At 58.7% G+C, this 22,399-nt stretch carries 18 protein-coding genes; 9 read left to right on the top strand and 9 right to left on the bottom strand.

Annotated features, from left to right (window positions below):
* Nucleotides 1-38: 38 nt before the first annotated feature.
* From ACFRFQ_RS01740 to ACFRFQ_RS01715, 6 genes are all read right to left on the bottom strand, one after another.
* Nucleotides 39-956, bottom strand: coding sequence for a UTP--glucose-1-phosphate uridylyltransferase (locus ACFRFQ_RS01740; RefSeq protein WP_378653487.1), 918 nt, complete (start codon nt 954-956; stop codon nt 39-41).
* 249 nt (nt 957-1,205) lie between these two features.
* The gene (locus tag ACFRFQ_RS01735) at nt 1,206-2,339 is read right to left on the bottom strand and encodes a beta-mannosidase (protein WP_378652341.1); all 1,134 of its coding nucleotides are present in this window, start codon (nt 2,337-2,339) and stop codon (nt 1,206-1,208) included.
* Between the two features lie 83 nt (nt 2,340-2,422).
* Nucleotides 2,423-4,075 carry an ArnT family glycosyltransferase gene (locus tag ACFRFQ_RS01730; protein ID WP_378653485.1) on the bottom strand — a complete coding sequence of 551 codons (1,653 nt, stop codon included), beginning with the start codon at nt 4,073-4,075 and terminating at the stop codon, nt 2,423-2,425.
* A 101-nt stretch (nt 4,076-4,176) separates the two neighbouring features.
* Nucleotides 4,177-6,132 (bottom strand): hypothetical protein, encoded by a 1,956-nt coding sequence (locus ACFRFQ_RS01725; protein ID WP_378652339.1) that lies wholly within the window; start codon nt 6,130-6,132, stop codon nt 4,177-4,179.
* A gap of 1,098 nt (nt 6,133-7,230) precedes the next feature.
* On the bottom strand, nt 7,231-9,315 hold the full coding sequence (locus ACFRFQ_RS01720; RefSeq protein WP_378652336.1) for an acyltransferase family protein: 2,085 nt from the start codon (nt 9,313-9,315) through the stop codon (nt 7,231-7,233).
* A 249-nt stretch (nt 9,316-9,564) separates the two neighbouring features.
* Entirely contained in the window at nt 9,565-11,724 is a 2,160-nt protein-coding gene (locus tag ACFRFQ_RS01715; protein WP_378652333.1) for an acyltransferase family protein, read from the bottom strand.
* A 1,139-nt stretch (nt 11,725-12,863) separates the two neighbouring features.
* Here ACFRFQ_RS01715 and ACFRFQ_RS01710 point away from each other — a divergent pair.
* Nucleotides 12,864-13,214 (top strand): helix-turn-helix domain-containing protein, encoded by a 351-nt coding sequence (locus tag ACFRFQ_RS01710; RefSeq protein ID WP_378652331.1) that lies wholly within the window; start codon nt 12,864-12,866, stop codon nt 13,212-13,214.
* A 6-nt stretch (nt 13,215-13,220) separates the two neighbouring features.
* On the opposite strand, the gene manA is transcribed toward ACFRFQ_RS01710, so the two are convergent.
* The 3 genes from manA to ACFRFQ_RS01695 form a co-directional block, all read right to left on the bottom strand.
* Entirely contained in the window at nt 13,221-14,444 is a 1,224-nt protein-coding gene (gene manA, locus ACFRFQ_RS01705; protein ID WP_378652328.1) for a mannose-6-phosphate isomerase, class I, read from the bottom strand.
* Between the two features lie 192 nt (nt 14,445-14,636).
* Nucleotides 14,637-15,335, bottom strand: a complete 699-nt coding sequence (locus ACFRFQ_RS01700) for a GAF domain-containing protein (protein WP_378652326.1) — start codon at nt 15,333-15,335, stop codon at nt 14,637-14,639.
* A gap of 75 nt (nt 15,336-15,410) precedes the next feature.
* Entirely contained in the window at nt 15,411-16,172 is a 762-nt protein-coding gene (locus ACFRFQ_RS01695) for a GAF and ANTAR domain-containing protein (protein WP_378652323.1), read from the bottom strand.
* 203 nt (nt 16,173-16,375) lie between these two features.
* On the opposite strand from ACFRFQ_RS01695, the gene ACFRFQ_RS01690 reads away from it, so the two are divergent.
* From ACFRFQ_RS01690 to ACFRFQ_RS01655, 8 genes are all read left to right on the top strand, one after another.
* Nucleotides 16,376-17,146 carry a GAF and ANTAR domain-containing protein gene (locus ACFRFQ_RS01690; protein ID WP_378652320.1) on the top strand — a complete coding sequence of 257 codons (771 nt, stop codon included), beginning with the start codon at nt 16,376-16,378 and terminating at the stop codon, nt 17,144-17,146.
* Between the two features lie 19 nt (nt 17,147-17,165).
* Nucleotides 17,166-17,942 (top strand): ANTAR domain-containing protein, encoded by a 777-nt coding sequence (locus tag ACFRFQ_RS01685; RefSeq protein WP_378652317.1) that lies wholly within the window; start codon nt 17,166-17,168, stop codon nt 17,940-17,942.
* Nucleotides 17,943-18,101: 159 nt separating this feature from the next.
* Nucleotides 18,102-18,575, top strand: coding sequence for an anti-sigma factor (locus ACFRFQ_RS01680; RefSeq protein ID WP_378652314.1), 474 nt, complete (start codon nt 18,102-18,104; stop codon nt 18,573-18,575).
* A gap of 288 nt (nt 18,576-18,863) precedes the next feature.
* Entirely contained in the window at nt 18,864-19,067 is a 204-nt protein-coding gene (locus ACFRFQ_RS01675) for a cold-shock protein (RefSeq protein ID WP_003943666.1), read from the top strand.
* Nucleotides 19,068-19,397: 330 nt separating this feature from the next.
* Nucleotides 19,398-20,096: a glycosyltransferase gene (locus ACFRFQ_RS01670; protein WP_378652311.1), complete on the top strand. Its 699-nt coding sequence runs from the start codon at nt 19,398-19,400 to the stop codon at nt 20,094-20,096.
* Nucleotides 20,093-21,031 (top strand): acyl-CoA dehydrogenase family protein, encoded by a 939-nt coding sequence (locus ACFRFQ_RS01665; RefSeq protein WP_378652309.1) that lies wholly within the window; start codon nt 20,093-20,095, stop codon nt 21,029-21,031. Before ACFRFQ_RS01670 ends, ACFRFQ_RS01665 begins: the two co-directional genes overlap by 4 nt.
* Nucleotides 21,025-21,783: a PIG-L deacetylase family protein gene (locus ACFRFQ_RS01660; RefSeq protein WP_378652306.1), complete on the top strand. Its 759-nt coding sequence runs from the start codon at nt 21,025-21,027 to the stop codon at nt 21,781-21,783. The genes ACFRFQ_RS01665 and ACFRFQ_RS01660 overlap by 7 nt, the downstream gene beginning before the upstream one ends.
* Complete coding sequence (locus ACFRFQ_RS01655; RefSeq protein WP_378652303.1) at nt 21,780-22,397, top strand: class I SAM-dependent methyltransferase; 618 nt, start codon at nt 21,780-21,782, stop codon at nt 22,395-22,397. The genes ACFRFQ_RS01660 and ACFRFQ_RS01655 overlap by 4 nt, the downstream gene beginning before the upstream one ends.
* Nucleotides 22,398-22,399 lie beyond the last annotated feature (2 nt).

Genomic DNA, 22,399 nt, shown 5'->3' with positions numbered 1-22,399 from the left:
TTCAACTGGCCCGGGACAATGTCCCGGGCCAGTTGAATTCAGTAAGTCAGTTGCGGATCTGGTTGCCGGAGACGTTCTTCCAGCCAGATTCGCAATGCCGGACCGTACTCCTCGCGTCCTAGAGCATGATCGAGTGAAGCACGCAGGAATCCGCCAGGGTTGCCGAGGTCGTGACGCGATCCCCGATGCACGACGACGTGAACGGGATGTCCCTCGCTGATCATCAGGGCGATCGCGTCGGTCAGCTGCAACTCCCCGCCCTTACCCGGTTTGATGGCACGCAATGCGTCAAAGATGCTGCGATCCAGCAGATATCGACCAACAGCAGCCAAGGTTGAGGGTGCGCTGGCCACGTCGGGCTTCTCCACCATGCCCACGACCTTCAGAACGTCTGGGTTGTCGGGGTCCGGTTCGACATCGAAGATGCCGTACGAACTCACGTCATCTCGCGGTACGTCGAATGCACACAGGACAGATCCACCACGCTCCGCCCTGACCTGCGCCATGACATCCAGAACGCCACAGGGCTGAACCAGATCATCCGGAAGCAGCACCGCAATCGCGTCCTCGTCTGCCCCGAGGACCGACTCGGCCAAGCCGACGGCGTGCCCCAACCCCAGCGGGGAATCCTGAACAACTGGTTCCACCGAGATCAGACCGGGTGCCTTACGAATCTTCTCGAGGAGATGGTGTTTGCCTGCGTCCAGTAACCTGCCTTCCAGGACAATGTCCTCCAGGAAATGTGCCATCACACCGGCTTTTCCGGGTGCGGTGACGATGACCAAACGTTGAGCGCCTGCCGCGGCGGCCTCACTAGCCACCAATTCGATCCCTGGTGTATCCACAACCGGCAACAGCTCTTTGGGAACTGTCTTGGTAGCCGGTAAGAAGCGAGTGCCGAGTCCTGCCGCCGGCACCACCGCAGTCTTGATCGAGCATGATCGCACTGTAGCCATCATTCACCTTTCCTGATGCAGACTCATTTTTCATCTACACGCCGCCGATGCCGCGCGGATCTCTTCGATGAGTGCCTATCGGATTCAGAGCTGCACGTTGCAAACTACTGCGAAACATACGTCAGTTTCGCACTACATTACACCGGCTCCGCATCATGAAAGAAGCTACACAATTCCCGCAACAAACTACCGAAAGACACAGCGCCCCTGGGACCTTCGTCCCAGGGGCGCTGTTAGAACCAGACCTCGTCAGCCCCATTCGGCTTCGGATGCAACAACTCCGTACAGCGGGTCGTCGTAGCCGATATCCATGGTGCATTCCGTCGGTCGAGGGTCCGGCACAAAGGCCCACAGCAACGCGCCGGCGGTGCCAGCCGTCTTCTGGCCCGCGATCTTGTCCCCGATGTGTGTCGCCCTCGTCGTAAGAGGCTCACAACTGCCTGCCAATTCACCGATCTCGGCAACCAACAACGGCTTCCCCGCGGAGTTGGCCTGGTCGATTCGCCGCGCCAAGCCGTTCCACTGATCACCAGGAAGAGGAACGCCATCTGCCCCGTAATCGTGGTATTGAACGACATCGACGTAGGGCGATTCGCTGACATACTCGTAATCGTCACCGCCAGTGCCACATTGGCCACCCCCCAGCAGCCCGGCTGTAATCAGAGTCTTCGGATCCAGCGCTCGGACCTCTGCACCAGCTGCATCGTAGAACGAGCGGAGAATCTGTGCGGTATCCGACGGACACGTCCTGGTCCACCAGTTACACGCCGCGTCGGTGCATAAACTCGGTTCCGGCTCACCCACCAACTCCCAAGCCGCCAGCGAAGGAGAATCCTTCCAGCGCGCGACTGCTATGTGCATCCAGTCCTGAAAACTGATCAGAGACTTCGCCGCGGTTGCGTCGAAATCCTTCCAGCCATCGACGTACCAGCTTCGTTCCTTGAAGGTCTCGTCCTCACACGCCCCGTCCTGAGGCGAGAGGACAGGCAGGATCATCTGATCGTGATCCTCGGCCGCTGCGAACACCGCATCCATGGGCCCGAAATCCAGTTCGCCCGTAGCCTTGTTGATGGCCAATGCTTGAAAAAGATTGAAGCGCGTCAACGACTTGGCCGGCAGAGATCCGAAATAGGCGTCGAGATCCACCATCGCACCGCAACCCCAGTTCACCGACCAGTCGGTGGCGAGCTGATATGCATTGAATCCCGTTGGCCACCAGTCTTGTCCGTCAAGTTTCAATCCGTCGACGGTGGCAGTTACGCGCGCTCCCGGTTGCGGAGCCGCGTCCACCGTACGTGTCGCCACGCAACTTACTGTAAGCACCGTCGCAGCACTGACGAGAACCGCGGCCGCTCGACGCCAGATCGACGTCCGATGCGCCATTTTTTTCACTCTCGGAGACATGTTCACCCATCACTCGAACGCAGCATCCCCCCGCGTCCAAAGTGTCCCACAAATCAGGTGGTTTAGCCTCCTGATTGGTGATTTCCTGTCAGCCGATACAGCCGCCAAGCAGGCGGTACTGTGCCGCCGTCATTTTCGACCTCGATGACCAACGCGCCTATTCCCCCGGACCCTGTTTCGTACATCGTCGGGTACCTCCGATTGATCGCATCTGCCACTCCCCGCTCCTCGTTCGGAACTGTCAAGATGTACTCAACGCCGTTCTCGGACGGGTTGTTCAGGATCTTCACGAAGTCGGTATCGGATGTAATCACAAACTGTTTCGGTTTGTCCGACGCGGTGACGACACCAAAGGCCAGCACGGTATCTGCCAACACCGATCCGTCCGGGAGATCGAGTGCGTCCAGATAGTCTGCAATCCTGCGTTCAGCGCCGAAAGTGCGCAGAATTGCTTGTTCATCGGGGTCTTGACGGCCGGGAATAATCACACTCGCAAGCGAGTGTTCCAATGAAGCCAACCGTGGACTGCCCATTGCGACAAATGTGAGCGCCGTCGACCCGAGCAGTAGTACCAGCGAGATTACAAGCATGATCGACGGGCCTGCATACTTCGGCTGATCAGGAATAGCCTCCGCAACGGCGGCACGCCCCGGCCTACGTGACACCACCGTTCGGTCGCGAGGAGCGATCAGCACGGCCAACACGAAGCACAGTGGGACTACCGCCAGATAGAAGCGCAGGAACGGAAAGGTCGAACCCATCATGTAGAGCAAAGTTTGTGCACCGATTACGGCTCCGAACAACAAGATCGGGACAACTACTTCGGGATCACGTCGTCGCCACGCCAAAATAAGTGCAGCGGCAGTAAGTATCGGGAACGCCGGCCCGAGTACAAAAATCTCGGTGAGCGAGAACATCAGTCTGCTCAATGGTGTATCGGCAGCGCCACCAGCCTGCTCGATAATTGCGCTGTTTCCGTATACCGACGAAAACTGTTGAAATGCTTGGCCTGTGATCAACCAACTCGAAGCTGACCAAGCAAGAAAGGCAATAAGTCCGGGAATCAGCACAACCGTCGCGTCAATTCCAGCTGCCCACCACCGATGAAACTTGCTGTCGTCATCAGTCTTCGGAAATCTGACCCAGCTGACGACGAAGACAAGGACTACCGCAACGAACATGGGGGCAAGCGCGTCGTATCTGGTCAAATATGCCAAGGCAAGCGACAAACCTGCCGCAATCAAGTCATGCGCGTCGTCATTGCGCATCCATCTGATCAGGCGACGAACGGCCCAGATGACGAAGAAGAGATACGGCGCTTCGCTCATGCCGTTTGACGCGTACATGAGGATCATCGGATTGACCGCAAACAACACAGTCAACGTCACCGTCACCCATTTTGCGCAACCTCGATCGAGTGCGATACCTCGAATTTGCATGACGGCGCCGGCCATGAACAGGGCGGACATCACTGATGCAGTGATGTTCCAGCGCAACAACTCCGGCCACAGTTGACCGAGGAGTCCCATCGGAATCTGTGCCACCGCAGGCAACGGAGTGAACACAAAACCGACAGCTGCAAAATGGGGATCTCGACTCCACAGCATCGCAGAGACTGCAGCAACGCGACTCATTGCATCGGTGAAGATGAACTTGACCTCAGCGTTCAACCACACACCGAGAGCGATATACACCACGGCCACTACGGAATACACGCCCCAAGGAAGTCTTTGACGATGCTCCCCACCTGGTTCGGCGGAACGTGGTCGCGACTCCTCTGCTGATTCCTCGGTTGCCTCTTCAGTTGAAGTGGCCGTCACTTTGCACGGCGCCTGAAGACTACGACACCACTCACGGCGATCACGAGCAGTGCTGCGGTGCCGGCTGCGATCAAACCCATTGTGGCGGTACTGATGCCACTGTCACTGTCGGTCGTCTTCGCGCCGCCTGCCGGCGAGACATCGACGCCGATATCGAAGGGTTCGACCCCACGAGGGGCCACGAGAACATCGCCGGTCAGCCGTCCGAACCGCGTCGTATCTGCCTCCAACCAGTTCAGCATGTTGTCGACGTCGGTTGCCTCGCCGTTTGAGGTAACCACGATAATTTCGTGATTCGGAACCACTGCAACCTGAATGCTTCCGTACGCAGCATCGAACTGGAGACCGCGCAAACGCAACAAACCTTGATCTGCAGTGTCCATCGGTAGCGGGAGATCCGTTCCCGCCGGTAGGTTTCCGTCAGCAGCGATCAGCACGGCCGGCAACGGACTCGACGCAGCGTTGCTGAATGTCTGAACTCTCGGCTGCAGTGGCAAGTAACTCATCCGCTGCATCGCCACCAGAACACGTTGCGCCCGAACGGCGTCAGCAAAATCGCCGCGGGTGGTTCCCACCTCAATGGTGGGCAGCATCGACTGTGGCAATGACTGGAAGCCCCCGGGAATGGGAGGATCTGCGACATTCGAGCTGATCGTACTTGCGGGATCAACCGTCAGCGTTGATCCATTGCTGCTTCCGCATTGGAAGTCACCGGCAACGTCCAGCGCTACAGTCACCCGCATGTCGCGGGTGACTAAGCCTTCAGGGATCATGAACTCGATGTCGAACCGACCGCTGTTGTCCACCGCTCGAGTGTCGAGACGCTGATCACCCACGCTGAACGACAACTCCGCACTCCGTGTACTCGGCATGGGAACGTACGAACCGATCATCCGCACCGTGACGTTTTTCATTGCTCGACCCAATTGGGACTGACTGAACGGCACTGAGACTTCGACATGCTCGAGCCCGGTCGATGTCAAGGATGCAAGCCGTAAGTCTCCGAGAGGAACAACGTCGCGAGAGATTTCAGCGACCGACTCCCCCGGCGCTTTCAGCGCCTGGCTTGCTGCCCAAAAACCGTTGAAGTTAGCCGCGAGAAGATTGACCTGCGGCACAAGCGATCTGTCGTCACCCACGATTCGCAGAACAGGATATCCGCTCGATCCGGCAACCAGGTCGATATCTCCGTCGCCCTCAGCGCCGATGAGGATATTGCGCTCGAACAGACCGGGGGCGTTTTCCGGAAGTAACTGCCCGGCCGGCAACTCGGCTAAGACCACAGAATCAGGTTGACTGCCATATCGATTGACTATCGATGTGCTGAGCAACAACGCAGCGCTCTGCTGCGACTGCGATGTGCTGTCGGCCAGATAGATCGTCGCCTTGCGCAGAATCGGTGGAAAGAACGATGACACCGTTGCCGGCTGTTGCTCGATACCCTTGTACACGACCGCAGTGTCGCGAAGCGCAAGTGGCTGATACTTGCTCCTGTCATAGCACCGATCATCAATGGGGACGAGATGTCCGATCATGGAAACTGCGATGCTTCTATCCACAACCTTCAAACCTGAGAGCGGAATGGAGATCGGTAATCCAGCGCCCACCTGACCCGCATCGAATTCCACTCGCGTCACGGGACGCCCATCGGCACTCACTTCGATCCAGCCTCGACTGAAATCGATGGGCGCCGTGACTGTCCCGACCAGAGCCGTTGCAGTAAGCCCGTCCGGCACCGGAAGCGAAACGGTCAACGGCTCGTCGTTCGCTGAGAACAGCACATCCGTGCCCCGGCCGAGTTCAGTGAAGGACACGGCCCCGACGTCGGTGTCCGCTGCCACTGACTGCTCGTCCACTTGCGCAGCCGCAACGCCGGTAAGCGGAGAGATCAGACAGAACACCACTGCGAGCGCTATCAGAGTGCGGCTCAGCCCGGTCGAACTCGGGACCATCAACAACTCTCCTCGGGATCGGACTCACGAAACACGAACGATGCTTCATGGGCAGAAGAGCTCGACGACCCCGTCCCACCCAAACGATCACGTGATCGGGTTGATTTCAACAAACAGACCATAACGGCCAATTAGTACGGTGGCTAATTATCCCGAACAATGAGATTTCCATCTCATCGCACGAACACGAAGTAGGTCACGAAAGAATGCGCCAAAGGTCCCTACATTCTGGACGGTATGTGAATTCACGACGAGTTCACTAGCGCCAGATAGCAATTGAGAATTTGCTATCCCACCGCAAATCTATCATCTCCGCCATCCAAGGGGCATGAACGCGATCCCGATCACCGGTTCGGTGCCACATCCTTCGTTTATCCACCCCATTGACTGTGCCATCAGCACCACACTGACGCCGACGCCCAATGCCTCGACAACGAATCAGTTCATGATTGCACTATTGCGCTGGCCCACCTGCGAGTTGATCATGCACCTCCCCTTACCAGGAGAAGCAAAGAATCCAGAAGAATAGGCGAAAAGCTCAGTTGCACTGCAGTAACAGCTTCCCAAGAGAACAAGAATAGTCGGAGTTTGACACCGTCAACGAGGTACGTGTCTGACCGTCGAAGATCACCACCAGTTGCGTCTATCCGGTTCGCCCGCCGGCCGACTCACCGTCCGAAACCCGTTTCTCCGAATCAACTCCGAACACTCGAATTCGCAAACGCTGCCAACTCTTGCATGACCCTGAACCAAGATCAACAAGATACCCGCAGATGGCCTGTGTCTCATAATCTTTCCGAGCGCCCCGGTAACCGGAGCATTGCCGAATTTTACGACCGGGTTCACGTATCGAACTCACACGACCAGTCAGTTACCTTGCAGTCATGGCGGCCCGGGGCGCCGATCCCTGCCAGAGCTAATCATGCCATCACTTTCTGGAAGTTGTGTCGCGGTTCTCCGCTTCGTGACTGTGCGTCGCCACCCCAAAGATCATTCGACGCGTCGAGTTGGGAATACCGAATGCTCGCGATCACGTCGCGATCGACGTACACGGAGTCGTTCACAGCAATTCGCAAAATGCCACGTGGACACGAGTAACTAAATATGTGGAAGCGCTAGGTCGAGAGTGGGCCCGAGCGACCGAGAGTAGGTAGCCGTCATGTGCGTGCGGTCTCGATAGACCATCACATCGCCGATAACCGGTGAGCAAGGGTCACGTGGACAAATCGCAGCAGTGACGTCAATTACGTTCACAGGAGTGGTTTCTGCGGCCTCCAACTGTGCTAGTCCTCGGGTTCCGAAAGCTGTTGCACGGTCAGTTGCACAGAGATCCGGCGAGCTCAGATGCCCAGCGAGACAATCGGCAGGATCGACTCCGGAGGCGGGGGTATCACGGAGGACAAATACGGGAATTCCGATACTTGTCACTTTCGTCCAGGCAGAGGCCATCCCCTCGACCATGGCCAGATGATTGTCGGTCGACCCGGAAATCTGATAATCGATATTCGACGTAAATACCGCCGCCGGTTTCATCTGTTCGATCTCCGACATGACTCGTGCATTCCACTCCGTGCATAACGGAGCAGGCGCACCCCGATTGATCACCGTCGCATCGATGAGGGCACAGGACGACTTCGTGAAACTCACCAAACGCCAACCTCGTTGTTGAGCGACGTATTCCATCGCATCCACCCAATGCGAAGCATGAGAGTCGCCAATCAAGGCGACGGTTGTCTCCGAATCGAGAACTCCGAACTCACAAGCGACAGGCTCCGATGAGCCGAAGCCCTGCTGACATCCGCGGGCGTACACCGGCGGATTGTCATCTGCTGCAACGAGGGGGCTCGGTGAAATCGCTTGCCCGGGCGTCAAACGATCGAAGCCTGGTTGCCCGATTCGTTGGGCACCGAAGTCAACCGGGCTACTTGCACTCGTATACACAGGACGTGGTGCCGATCGCTCAGCGAGCAACCCCGCAGCCGATACCGCTCCGCCGGCCACGAGCGCCACGACAATACCCATCGCACCGATCTGCATGGATCTTGTGGTGGAAAGACCTCGACGTTGATGGATCGGTACCTCGACGAAATAGTACGACAGCGCCGCGGGAATTACGGAGATTACGACGAGAAGGACGCCCATAGAAACGGAAAGCTCACTGATACCGCCTGTTACGAGGTAGCCACCGATTACGAGCACGGGCCAGTGCCATAGATAGAGCGAGTAGGACATCGCTCCGATCTTCTGCACAATGCCGTTTTGGCAAATCCGAACTGGCCCAACGCTCTTGGCCGCAGGCCCCGCCGCAATAATGACAGCCACCGCCAAGGTCGGGACAAGTGCGATCCAACCAGGAAACGGAAACGAGGGCGGGAGCAGCATTCCCGTTGCCAGCACGACGGCAACGCCGACCCAGGCCGCCACTGCAGCAACCACGCGGGGTAGTCGAGCCCACGTTGTCATCGTCAGCGCGACGATACCGCCAAGCGCAAGCTCCCAGATTCGCGTGGTTGTAACGAAATACGAAGGGCCCGGTGCCACCGGTGTCCGCAAAATTGACCAGCTCAGCGAAATCACGAAAGCCCCAACGAGTAGGCCGAGCACCAGCTTGGTTGCCGAAACAGCCCTGAGTTGCCGGACCACAACACCGATCACGACGAGGAGCAGTGGCCACACCAGGTAAAACTGCTCCTCCACCGAGAGAGACCAGAAATGCTGAACGGGACTCGGAGCTGCGTCTTGGGCGAGGTAGTTCGTGGAGCCCGACGCCAGCAGCCAGTTGACAACGTACGCACCGGCAGCTGCAATGTCCTGGCCCGTGCTCCACCAACGGGTCGGAGGAAGAATGAGCCACGTTGCGATTGCGGTTACAACAAGAGTCAGCGCGCTCGCCGGTATAAGCCGTCGAGCTCGTCGCGCATAAAACTTGACTATCGATACGGTTCCGGTATTCACCAGTTCTCGGTGGAGAATGCCGGTCATGAGAAAGCCTGAGATCACGAAGAAGACGTCAACGCCAACGAAACCACCCGGCAGCCAAGTGACTCCAGCATGCCAAATAAGAACGAAGAGCACGGCAACTGCGCGCAACCCTTCGATATCTGGCCGGAAATTCGGCTTCGATGTCGACTCTCTGCCGTTCCTGCCTCCGCGCTTGGACTTCTGCAGTAGTGAAGAAACCACGAATAAACCCCTCGATGACCGGCCCCCAAGTAGAGTTGGAGGGACTAACGAAATATAGCTGCCATAAGGGGCATTTGCCTTGTCATAAAATATGCAATGGACCTTGGGCCATATGGCATAGGGACATTAGTGCCCGATAACTGACCCGCCCGGCGTTCTGCCCTCCCATCCCACACTCAACCGCCGGATTCACTATTTGAACGAGCAGCTCCTGGCTCATACGTGGCCATCTCGACTCTTGACGATCGCCTAATTCGAAAGGACGGCGTCGGCCAGCTCAGCAGCAAGTCCCGTCGAATATTCTGGGGTGATATGAACGGTATCTCGCCGCATGGTTGTGGATCCGACGAACATCGGGCAGATGCCTTCCGCTGTGCAAAACCAGGACTGCGTGTCCACGTACGTGGCACCCGTTTGGGTGGCGGCGGCCTTCTCCGCCTCTGCTGCCGACCGCCAGAGCGGCTGTATGGTGCTCACGCAGTTGGACGGGCCACCAGTCCGCTTCACGCATGTCTGAGGATTCTTTCCTGTGGGCGCCGGCGATAGCACGACAACCTTTGCGCCGGTCGCCGCGTAAGACTGGTATGCAGCGACCGCGCCGGCCTGCCACTCTTGCGTTGCCTTTTCATCCGCGGCGCCTGACTCGAGGTACTTCATCAGCCCCTCATTGCCTGACGCGATAACGATGTCGGGCTTGAGTTCTGCGATTCGTCGCGGAACCCATTCATGGTGTGTATTGCACTCGGTGTTGGGGACGCCGTCCTTGGTCACTTTCACGTCGACCGCTGGGCACGCTGCACGGGTCAGTCCCTTCACCGTGTATCCAAGAGGAACGAGTGCTTCGCGTAAGCCCGACAGCCACGTGATGGAGATCGAATCACCAACAACAACTGCAAGCTTCTCGCCCGATCCGTAGGTGCAGTAATTCGGGTTGCCCGCATCGGTGTGCCCGCAGCCATCCGAGTCTTCCGGGGGCTTTGCGTTCGCGATATCGTCCAGTGCAGGGCTCAAGTCTGCAGGCCACTGGGATGACTTCAGCGCATCGGATATCTCCTTTGCCCGACCAGTCAATCCAACGACCGTCTCGGAACTATCCGCGTTCGACGGAACTGCGGAAACGTAGGCAGTACTCACTACTGGCGGCACGAGGGCGACCGCCATCAATCCAGCGGCGACTAGTGCGAGCGCACCAATTCCAATGCTCTGATTGGCCTCGCTCAATTTCACTGTGGGCAAACGCCAGCGTGAGACATCCAGGAATGAACGATCATTCCTCTCCGCTCCAGTCTCCAACCACTTCGAGGACCGAATCGGGTTCTCAAAGAAGTGATAGGCGGCGATCGCGAACCCGAACATCAGGAAAAGCGCTGCGATGTAGTAGTAAGTTCCGCTATCCATCAGTGCAGCGAGCAGAACGATCACCGGCCAATGCCACAAGTACAGCGAATACGAAATGTCGCCGATATAGGTGCTCACTCGATTTGTCAGTATCTGTAGATATTTCTGTGTGCCCCCAACACCAGCGCAAATTATCAGTGCTGCCCCCAACACTGGAACTGCCGCCCAGGGGGCGGGGAAACCACCACCACTTTCGGTGATTGCGAAAGCTCCGACGCCGATCATGATCAGTCCTGCCCATGCAAGAAACGGTCGGAGCCGATCAGGGATGCCTTCGAAATAAGCAACCGTGATAGCCAACAACGCACCGACCCCCAACTCCCACACCCTGGTAAGGGTGGAGAAGTATGCCCACGTGGGATTGCTCGCCGTGTCTAGAACTGAATAGACGAACGAAGCCAGAACCACGACGCCCATGACACCGCCCGCGAGCGCGATCCGGGCTCGGCCTGTCCATGCCATTCGTGCCGCCACGACCGCGATCACGAAGATGACCGCGGGCCACACGAAATAGAATTGTTCCTCGACGCTGAGCGACCAATAGTGCTGCAGAGGAGACACCGGTCCCGACGCAGTGAAATAGTCGGTGCCCTCGATTCCGAAGCGCCAGTTCGAGACGAAGAAGAATGCCGCGACACTGTCAAGGACAGTCGATTTGAAACGCGATCCTGCGTAGATGAAATACGCGGCTGCCACTGTCACGGCCAAAACTAAGGTCGCGGCGGGAAGAATTCTCCGGACACGTCGACGGTAGAAACTCGAGAACGAGATTCGCCCCGTCTTCTCTACGGTGTGCATCAATGATCCGGTGATCAGAAATCCTGAGATTACGAAGAAAACATCGACGCCGATAAACCCGCCGCGAGGCCAGTCGAAGAGGTGAGACAGCACCACGAGCATGACCGCGACCATTCGTAGGCCTTGGATGTCGAGACGCTGGTGTGCCTTTAACCCTTGGCCACCCTTATGCCGCTGGCTGCGTTTCTTCCTCGATACAAGTGCAGTAACCACGAATCGACCCCTATTAATGGCCCTCGAAAATGTTTGAGGGGTTAACGCAATATAGCTGCCGATTGGGACATTTGCCTGATCGTGAAATTCACAATGGACTTTGGTCCATCGAATAGGGGACGGAACTCTTCCGCTCAGAATTTCTCATCATGCGGCATCCATTCCTTAACATTTCGTACCGGCCGGGCCACGATCGCCGTAGAAAGCCTGAGACAACCCCGACGAGGATCAGACGTACATTCGTAACCCCAAGGAAATGCAGAGTCATCGCGGCCCGGGAACGCGCCCGCATTCTCGAAGCGAGTCCGGCAGCGAAAGCTGCTTGTAGCGAACCCTTCTCGTGGAGAGCCAATTCCGGAGACAGTGACAACTGACAGGACAACTGACAGAAAATTCACGAGCACGATCCAGAAGTGGGACTCGATGGCAACGGGACGCCGGGCCAGCAAAATGTTTGCTCATGCCACGACGTGAGAAGGCAACGAAGAGTGGCAGATTCGGCTAAGTTCCGCGACAGGCCCAACGAAGGATACAAGACTTGACGACAAGCTGCAGTTCACGTCAGCACAGCACGAAACTGCACGGCCTTCCTCTGCAATTCCTCAGAACGTGCTCAACCCCAGCGACTTTGGTCGTAGAGAAGGCCGCAGGCGACCGCCACCACTGTAAGAACGCACAGTCCGATCACGAGGAAGGTTTCCAAGCGGCCAGTGGGATCTATGCGAGGGTCAATGCGGAAGAATTTTCGTCCAGATCGAGAGCTTTTTGTCACTCGGCGATCATCTCACTCCGGCCGCCTCGAGGGTGTAGTGCAAAAGGCTTGAAACCCTAAGACCAACCGCCCCAGAATTCATCATTACGGACCCCGCCGCGCTTCACACATTCGCGCTCTATCCAGACCCATGATCATCGAGGATCGAAGCGACGGGGCAACCTGACACCTGCACCATCCCCGACACAGTGCCGTTCGAGCTGCGGGTGGGAACAAAGACGAGGGTCTCCAGGCCAGCATTTTGTAACTAGCCGAATGCGCGTATCGCACGGAAAAGTTGCCAAACTGTCGCAGAACGGACGACATCACACCAAGAAATCGCCACGCTCTCTGGCGTGCGGAACCACACTCAGGCAATATGTCCGTTATGAGCGGTTTCTCTCGATGGGTCGAGCGTCAACTAGAACTTCGCCCTGACCAAGACATCTCCGATGCTGCGCGTGCGCTACAGATCCGACCGTCCGAGTTGAAACGGTGGCTCGGATCGAAGCGCCCGCCCACTCAGGAGACGATGCGCTTGGCTAGTCGTGTCTTCAATGCCCCCATCCGGGAAATCCTGATCGCTGCGGAGTACCTGACCGTCGAAGAGGCCTCACCCGACGGACTCCCGGTGTCAGAAATCAGTACGCAGGAACTGTTGGCGGAGCTTTCCCGACGCGAAGACTCCACGATAAAGATCCTGAGCGGCACGGCGGACACTGCAAGTAATGGCTGGTGAGAAACCCTAACCGGGTGTAGACCCGGCAAACACTTGCGCCGGCGCACCGTCGGCAGCAGTCATCGTGACCGAATCACCCGCGCGCAGCCACACAGCCTCACTACCGGAGATTTCCATCTGGCGATCACCGGCCCAAATCTTCACCCGCCCCGATGTACACAGCACCACAGCAGGGCCATCTCCGCCGAGCGCCACTTCGCGGTTCGCGTCCAGTTCCCATCTCCGAAGAACGAACTCCGGGACGGGAGCCGGGTAGACGTATTCGCTTCCTCTGTCGCACGGTTTCGGATCGAGAACATCCACCGGGATCGGAGTGAAGTCGAGGATGCTCGACAATTCGTCGACATCGATGTGCTTGGTCGTCAGTCCGCCGCGGAGAACGTTGTCTGAATTGGCCATGATCTCGACAGCGCTTCCGCTGAGATACGCGTGGAGGTTCCCGGCGGAGAGAAAAAGCCCTTCCCCCGGCGCCAACGACACCCGATTGAGCAAGAGCGACATCAGCACGCCCGGGTCGCCGGGATAGCGGCGAGCCAGATCGAGCGCGGTCGCCAACTCTGCCTCGAACAAATCGACGATCCATCCTCCCGCGTCCAACAGCGCAGTTGCCCGATCGATCACCTCGAGCGCCAAAAGATCGTGATGTTCGCGAGAGTTGCGCATCCAACGCAGCGCCACAGCCTGCAATTCCGCTGGGCACGGATTTGCCGCAAGTGATGCGACGTCGTCAGCTACACCCGAAAGGTCCAGTGCGGTCAGCAGCCTCACCGTCGAACCAATGTCGCGAAAGCCGGCCAAGGCCTCGAATCTTTCCAGCGCGACAACAAGTTCCGGCTTGTGCCGGTTGTCGCGATAGTTACGATAGCTGGCTGAAAGATCAATTCCGGCAGCATTCTCGCGGGCGAATCCCGCGGCGGCTTGTGCACTCGTGGGATGAGCCTGCAAAGACAGCGGCTTTTCTGCTGCCAGGATTTTCAGCAGAAATGGCAACGTACCGCCGAAAGCCTCGGCGCACTGCGCGCCCAATTGCGTCTGGGGATCTTCGCGGATCCTGTCGATCAGAGTTGTCGAACCGGATGGCTCCCCCACTGTCGAGGGGGCAGATTCGTGCGCTCCGAACCACAGCTCGGCTTCCGGTGTGGGCGACGGGAATGGCCGTCCGGCCAATTCTGCGAGGGTGCGGCGCGAACCCCAGTCATAGGATTTGATCACTCCGGTGATCAGTTCCATCGCACACCTCCCTTCATGGCAAATATCCTCCTGTGTGAAGGATCAACGCGCTCAGAGTCGCACAAAGGTCAACGCAAGGGAAAACAGCAACCACACTCACGCACTACGTCCATCAGAGACACAGACCAAAGTCCCACGCAGCTCACTGAAATTTCCTCCACCACAAGGAATTCGATCAGCAGAATACTGCGATCACCGAAACTCCGGATCCTCGACTACCCGCTCGGAATACTGCGCAACGGTCACACCTCGCACTTGGGCCCGAGAAGCCAAAACCTTCATGGCAGAGTCGATGTCGATCTGTTCAAGTTCGGCAATGACTCCCGCAGCCTGTTCGATTGTGGTGCGGGAGGAGAGAATATGTTGCGCCGCAACGGTTGCCGCTTCGGACCGACCGTCGACGTCCGACATCGACAGTGCAATCGCAGCCAAATCAGCCAGCGACTGCCCGAATGCGTTATCCCGAGGCCGAGAGTTCCACGGATCCGTCGTGAACACTGCCAACCCACCGAGAGGCCGATCGGCAAGTCGCAGCGGAAATACGCGGCAGGCGCCGAGTCCAGAGCGAGCTGCGGATTGCGCAAACGCATGCCATCTGGGGCTTGCGATCTCGAAGTCGTCGATCATGACGACCGACCCGGTCAATGCGCTCAGCACCACAGGGTTACGGTGCACCAGATCGCGGTGCGGTTCAAACCCCTCGTCGACGGATTCACACACGATCTCGACGCCGGTTGAATCCGTGGCACGCAGAAGCAGCACACACCACGCGGCTGTGAACGATCGTCGGGTTCGTTCGGTGATGGACTCGAGCAGGGTGCGCGAGTCGAAATCGGTGGTCAGCAAATGAGTGATCTCCGCAATCATCACCTGCGGCAACGGAGCATTCATCTGCGTCCTTCCTTGCTCGTCTTTACTCGACATACTTGCACTCCCCCAGCCCTTGCAATCCCCCAAGCGGATTCCTCAATCGCTTTCGCCTCCCCCGTCCGAGAATCGGAGTCGGCGATGAACCACGTCACCGGCCACCTCCCAAATCGGCTTGTCCGACGAATACGCGGTGGCCCGTAGCCGTGACAATGCCTCGGTCACAGGAACTTTCAATTGCACGGCAATCATCCCCACGGCTTGATTAACCTCGGGGCGATGAAACGCATTGGCCATTCCCCCGGTGTGTGAGTCTTCGTCGAGAGACAACTCGTCGAGCAACGACGACGCAATAGCATCGGCCGACGCCACCGCTGCGTCGAGTTGAAACTGCGTCAGCGCGCCGGGAACGCGCCGGTAAAGCTCGAGCACACCGAAGACCCGTCGCCCACCGCGCAACGGGAACGCGTAGACACCACCGACACCGGAACGTTCCGCGTCACTGGAGAACCCGGGCCAGGATGCAGCGTGTACCGAATCCGATGTGTCGTTGCACAGGACCGGGCTGCCAGAGAGAAACGCGTCGACGCACGGACCGTCACCACTGGTGAACTGGAGCTCGTCGAGGTGTTGCGCAAGGGCATCCGTCGCATACATAAGTTCCCGTGCGGATGAACTGCTCAGAACTGTCACCGCAGCGCCGTCGACCGCAGTGAGTGAAATGCACTTGGAACACAAATCAGCAGTGACGGGGAGTTCGACCACGGCGCGCGCTCCCCGAGAGAGCGCCGATCCACTCTCGTCGGATTCTCCGGAGGATTCCGACCAGTCCTGTCCGTCACTGCGAGAACGTGTGCCCACAAGACTCACCTCCTCGCGCATCCGACGGCAGTCCAATTCTGCATCAATATTTCACGCCGCTACGCCGCGGCGACGCCGAACAAGCGTACTGTCGAGGTTACCGAATATCGGGACATCTCCGGCGCGCGACCGGGTTGGACGTGTCGATGCCACAGCACAATGAGGTGGCGGTAATCTGACGCGCAGACCAGGACCCGATACCGATGGTTATTTCGCGTGGTCCCCGGCCTTCTCCCGATAATTCTGATTCGTTCCGGCGCGCTCAACTGGCGGATCCCGTCGGTATGGACAAGCTCCGTGGGCTCATGAATGTCTCGGCCACATCACCGGATCATGTGATCGAGCTGATGACTCGCTGCACTGGCGCTGCGGTCGAACTTGTCTCCGGTGTAGACCACGCGGGTGTGACCGCAACATTGGACAACGCACCGTTTACCGTGGCGCCTACCGATCCGCTGGTCGAGGCTTTCGACCGCGCGCAGTACGAATTCGGCGACGGACCATGCCTCAGCGCCTCGAGAACGGGAAACTACATCCGCATGTCGGTAACAGAGGTGGAAGAGCGTTGGCCGGTGCTCGGGCACAGCGCTCGGGCAGCACAACTCACAGATTTCCTCGCGGTGCCTCTCTTCGCTGAAAGAGTGCCGGTGGGTTCGTTCAACCTCTATTCACAGAAGAGCATCGAACACTCGGTTCACGACCGAGATCTGGTGACGGTGCTGGCCGATTATCTTGGTCATGCGCTCGAAGTTGCGGCTCATGACGACAGACGCGATCGGGCGGCCGGCAGTCTGCGAGAAGCGATCAGAGCACGAGGCGATATCGAACGCGCAGTGGGCGTTGTGATGAACCAGAACGATTGTGATGCTTTGGATGCATTTCGTGAGCTGGAAACCCGATCCGCCACGAATTCGGACAATATACTCGAGGTAGCTCGTCAGATTCTCGCATCCATCGATGACGGGTCGTCCTGAGAAACCTAACGAGGTAGCCATGACGGAACGCTTTGAAGACGATGTTCTCGACAGGAAACGCGTCGCAGACGCCGCTCCGAGCGACGTCCTCGACAAACTCGACGCCCTCGTCTCCGCATTGGCCGATGTGGCCGCAAGCGTGGGTCCGGACAGCGCAACCGACGCTCTGCTGGAACGCGCGTGCATTCGTACCGTGGAAACCATTTCCGAAGCCGATATGGCAGGCGTAACTCTCCTCTCCGAATCCGGCGTACCCCGGACCGCGGCGAGCACGAGCAAGGATGTCCTGGACATCGACTTCGACCAGTACGTCTGCGGCGAAGGCCCGTGCCTCGACGCTGCACGGACGCGGACGGTAGTTCGCGCTACCGTCGTCGATTCCGCTTCACGCTGGCCGAAATTCAGCGCGAATCTGCGGGGAGCGGGAGTGCAGAGCTTCCTGTCTGCACCCTTGTGGGTCGACGACAGACATGCGGGTGCCCTCAACATCTACGGCCGCGGCGCCCACGGATTCAGTGAAGTGGACGCATTGATCGTGCGTGTCTACACAACGTCGATCGAGGGGCTGCTACGAGTGTCGAAGGAAATCGAGTTCGCGAAGAATGAAATCGCGGGCCTCAATACCGCGATGAAGTCCCGTGCCACGATCGAACAAGCCAAAGGGATCCTGATGGCGATCCGCGGGCTCAGTTCCGAGTCGGCGTTTCAGGTACTCATCAGAGAATCCCAGCGAACGCAACTGAAGTTGAGCGTGATTGCGGACCAAATCGTGCGACGGGCCGAAGCTTCTCGGTGAATTTGGGCAAAACAGACCAACAGTACGACTTATGTCACTTTTGACAACCATTGGTTTATAACGAATTACACCCGGGTATGCCTCTGTCTGTGGAGCGAAGTAACTATAACCTCGCTTCTCCGAATTCGAGCCCTACGACACGACCCAGGAGCATAGCCAGTGACAACCTTGCCGACTGATCTGCACGCGGGATCGACAATCCCCACACTTGCCTGTATTCGAGTGCCCGCCGCAGCCGACCAACTCAGCACCCTACGCGGAATGACCTGCAACATTGCCTACAACCACGGTTTCGACGTCGACGGCGTCGCCGACCTTGAACTGGCCATAGACGAAACAGCCAGCATGCTGATCGCGCTGGCAGCACCAGGGACCGACATCACCTGCACCTTCACAGCCCCAGAGAACGCACTCCGCATCGCTGTATCGGCAACCTCCACCGCGGGGCAGCCCGCCGGCAGAAGCTCGTTCAGTTGGTTTGTGCTCGAGTCGCTCACCGACAGCGTCGAACTCGACGTTGACCAAGCCTCAATTGCGTACATCGGGATCGACGACGCGCGTCGGCGTGATGCAAGTAACGCCGGCGCCGTGACGATAACCCTGCAAAAGAACCTTCTTCAGAGCCCCCAGTAACACGCATCTCACACATTCTCCACACACGAGTGGCCTTCGATAACACGCCGGAGTAAGAAAAATCCGAGGCAACATCTTTGGCGACCATCTCCCTTGAACACAACTTCACAGCAGGTCAGAGGGCATATTGGGGGAATCGACCTCAGAGGCCAATGTCCCGAATGTCGATACTCGTCAAGGTTTTGTGGAAGTTATCGGAGACAGAAAAAGAAGAGCATGGCAGGATCAAGGGTGAGACCGAACTCTCGATGGGAGGGCTCGGCTCGATGGATCCAGGAGAATTTGGTTATGGCTCAGGGCAGTGTCAAGTGGTTCAACGGTGAAAAGGGCTTCGGATTCATCGAGCAGGAAGGTGGCGGACCGGATGTGTTCGTTCACTACTCGGAGATCCAGGGCAGCGGCTACAAGTCCCTCGACGAGGGCCAGAAGGTCGAGTTCGAGATCGGACAGGGCCAGAAGGGCCCCCAGGCTCAGAACGTTCGCGCCATCTGAGTTCGATCCCCGTCTGACTTCAGACTGAAAAGGCTGGACGCCCGCACTTGCTGCAGGCATCCAGCCTTTTCTCATGTGTCCGTCCGACGGCGCGCTGCGGCGTCGACGCCTGGCATCGCACGATCGAACGGCTACTCGGTCAATCGTCAGCGCGGCGTTTACCCACTTCGGCACTCCGTCAAACTTGATCGAGACATGTTTCACGGAAACACCTTTCGCCTCCCCCACTCATCACTGGAATACCGCGGTGCATACGCGACCATGTGGTTACCTGGAAGTCCGCGACGCCGAAATACGGCGTGACGCAAGGGTGAGGAAAGGATCGTCGCCGTGACCATCGACCAGGTTCTTGTAGTAGTCCCCGCCCACAACGAAGCCGGAGACCTCCCGCACTGCATCGACGCACTGCTGGAAGCTGCGCGCCACACCGACGTTCCCGTTCGGATTGTCACAGTCCTGGACAGTTGCTCCGACCGATCGAGCGAAGTGATCCCAAGGGGCATCGACATCATTCGAGTACAGCACCACAACGTCGGGAAATCTCGCGCCACCGGATTCTCGACGTTCGGGTCCGACAGTCGCAGTGCGTCCGCGTCGACGTGGTTTGCCACCACCGACGCCGATTCTGGCGTCGGCCCCACCTGGCTTGCACGGCAACTCGACTACGCGCGCAGCGCCGACGTTGTTGCCGGGACAGTTCGCATCACCGACTGGGATGATCAGCCGTCATCCGTCCAACAGCTCTACGAACAGCGGTATCACGCGCATCCGGAAGGTCGACACGGGCACATCCACGGCGCAAACCTCGGCATCCGAGCCGACAAGTATTGGAGCGTAGGAGGATTCTCCCATCTCGAGGAAGGTGAGGACGTCGATCTGGTTCGTCGGCTCAGCAAAAACGGCGCTCGGATCGCATGGGCGCAGGACATCGCAGTCACAACGTCGGCACGCACGGACGGACGCACACCCGGCGGTTTCGCCGGACACATACGAGAACTCGGCACAGAGACAGTGGATGTGGCGCGATGACACGACTACACACGCTTCTGAAAGAAATCGACCTCTATCTCCCCCTGCCTGGCAGCGGCGCAACGGCAGCGCGATGGAATGCTCTCGCCGAACTCGCCCGCGCAAATGTCGTACTGGGCCGAATGGCCGAGGCGCACGCCGACGCGACCGCGATACTGGCAGAACTGGACGGGCCGGAACCCGAACCTGGTCAACTGTGGGGCGTGTGGGCCGCTGAGCCACCGCAGCCCGTCGTGAATGCATCGGAACACGTGGGCATCTGGACGCTGACCGGACGCAAGTTGTGGTGTTCGGGAGCAAGTATCTGCACGCACGCTCTGGTTACCGCACTGATCGACGGCACACCATCGCTGTTTGCCGTCGAGCTCGGCCTACCTGGCGTGCATCCCGTTCCCGATTCGTGGAAAGCAGTCGGCATGGCCGAAAGCGATTCCAGTGCAGTGGACTTCGATGCCGTCCCGGCGATCCCCGTCGGCAACATCGGAGATTACCTCACCCGGCCAGGATTCTGGCACGGGGCGATCGGGGTGGCCGCGTGCTGGTACGGCGGTGCCTGCGGAGTGGCCGATGCGTTGAGAAGCAAAGCAACACAGAGCCAAGATCCTTATGTCCTTGCGCATTTCGGGGCGGTTGATGCCGCGTTGACAGCCGCCCGCTACACCCTCGACGCTGCGGCAGCCGAAATCGACGACGATCCACTCGACAAGAACGGAAAGGCACATCAAAGGGCGCTGGCAGTACGAGCAATCGTGGAACGGGCGGCTACCGAGACCCTCGATCGAGTCGGACGCGCTCTGGGGGCAGCACCGTTATGCCTGGACGGCGACCATGCAGCGCGCGTTGCCGATCTCACCGTCTACCTTCGGCAAAGCCACGCCGAGAAGGATCTGGCTCAGCTCGGCCGCCTGGCAGCACAAGGACCATCTACGTGGTGAACTCGAAACTGTTCGCTCAGAAGCCCGTCGACGACGGTGGTACACCGGAATCCGTCTGGCAGCAGTGGCAGCGGCCATTCCCCGCGCTCGACCTCTCGGCGTGTCCACGGCTGGTCATCGTTGCACCTCATCCGGACGATGAGATTCTGGGCCTCGGCGGAACAGCGCTGATGGCAGCGCGTTCGGGCATCGAGGTGCAGATCGTCTCCGTGACAGACGGCGGCGCGTCACATCCCGGTTCTCCCACTGTCACGAGAATGGAACTCGAACGGCGTCGCCGAATCGAGTCCGTCCGAGCGGCACAGGAACTCGGCATTCCCATTCCGACACGGTTGATGCTGCCTGACGGAGAAATCCGCACGCACAGCGCTGAGCTTGCCGACAGACTCCGCGAGATTCTCGCCGAAGCTCCTGCGGGAACCTGGTGTGCCTCGACGTGGCGCGGGGACGGCCATCCCGACCACGAGGCAACCGGAAGAGCGGCAGCGCAGGCGTGTGCCGACACCGACACCCGTCTGCTCGAGTACCCCGTCTGGACGTGGCATTGGGCAACGCCGGAACATCCGAGTGTTCCCTGGGATCGGCTGCACACAATTCCACTTCCCTCCGATGTGCGTCAAGCGAAAACCTCTGCAGTGCAACAGTTCACCACACAGATTTTGCCACTCTCCGACCATCCCGCCGATCAACCGATACTCCCGCCACACGCCCTGACCCGGCTGCTGCGGACCTATGAGACCGTGTTCGTATGAGTGATCCGCGACTTCCCTCCGACTACTTCGACAAGATGTACGCAGCTCAGTCGGATCCGTGGGACTTCGAAACACGCTGGTACGAAAAGAGAAAATACGCCCTCACCACTGCAATGCTGCCCAAGCCCCGATACCGCCTGGCCTTCGAACCTGGATGCTCCATCGGGGTCCTCACCGAAATGCTGGCTGATCGGTGCGATGCGGTGATCGCCACCGACATCGTGCCGTCGGCGCTCGAGACTGCCCGTCGACGACTCGCCGGACAGGCCGTCGAGTTCAGGCAATGGGCCCTCGGCGTCGACGACTGGCCGGACGCCGCCTTCGATCTCATAGTGCTCAGCGAAATCGGCTACTACCTCAGCGTCGAGAAACTCACCGAAGCGATGCAGCGCACCGTCGAACACCTCGAACCCGGTGGCACGCTTGTGTGTGCCCATTGGCGTCACATCGTGCCGGAATATCCGCAGGCCGGCGATGCCGTTCACTCGCTGGTGCGGCAGACTCCCGGATTGGCACAACTCGCGGCGTATCAGGACGAGGACGTCGTGATCGACGTGTTCGTCAAAAGCTCGCAGACACCGCAGTCCGTGGCTGCATCGGAAGGCCTGGTCTGACG

This window comes from Rhodococcus sp. NPDC056743 (assembly GCF_042790355.1).
Classification (GTDB): Bacteria; Actinomycetota; Actinomycetes; order Mycobacteriales; family Mycobacteriaceae; genus Rhodococcus_F.
The sequence above is the reverse complement of the archived record's forward strand: the minus strand, read 5'-3'. Positions and strand labels throughout refer to the sequence as shown.

Excerpts from the sequence above, each read along its gene's own strand:
- ACFRFQ_RS01725 (WP_378652339.1), bottom strand. The coding sequence starts at position 6,132 with ATGGTCCCGAGTTCGACCGGGCTGAGCCGCACTCTGATAGCGCTCGCA.
- ACFRFQ_RS01690 (WP_378652320.1), top strand. The coding sequence starts at position 16,376 with ATGGTTATTTCGCGTGGTCCCCGGCCTTCTCCCGATAATTCTGATTCG.
- ACFRFQ_RS01655 (WP_378652303.1), top strand. The coding sequence starts at position 21,780 with ATGAGTGATCCGCGACTTCCCTCCGACTACTTCGACAAGATGTACGCA.
- ACFRFQ_RS01665 (WP_378652309.1), top strand. The coding sequence starts at position 20,093 with ATGACACGACTACACACGCTTCTGAAAGAAATCGACCTCTATCTCCCC.
- ACFRFQ_RS01735 (WP_378652341.1), bottom strand. The coding sequence starts at position 2,339 with ATGGCGCATCGGACGTCGATCTGGCGTCGAGCGGCCGCGGTTCTCGTC.
- ACFRFQ_RS01685 (WP_378652317.1), top strand. The coding sequence starts at position 17,166 with ATGACGGAACGCTTTGAAGACGATGTTCTCGACAGGAAACGCGTCGCA.
- ACFRFQ_RS01740 (WP_378653487.1), bottom strand. The coding sequence starts at position 956 with ATGGCTACAGTGCGATCATGCTCGATCAAGACTGCGGTGGTGCCGGCG.
- ACFRFQ_RS01710 (WP_378652331.1), top strand. The coding sequence starts at position 12,864 with ATGAGCGGTTTCTCTCGATGGGTCGAGCGTCAACTAGAACTTCGCCCT.
- manA (WP_378652328.1), bottom strand. The coding sequence starts at position 14,444 with ATGGAACTGATCACCGGAGTGATCAAATCCTATGACTGGGGTTCGCGC.
- ACFRFQ_RS01700 (WP_378652326.1), bottom strand. The coding sequence starts at position 15,335 with ATGAATGCTCCGTTGCCGCAGGTGATGATTGCGGAGATCACTCATTTG.
- ACFRFQ_RS01675 (WP_003943666.1), top strand. The coding sequence starts at position 18,864 with ATGGCTCAGGGCAGTGTCAAGTGGTTCAACGGTGAAAAGGGCTTCGGA.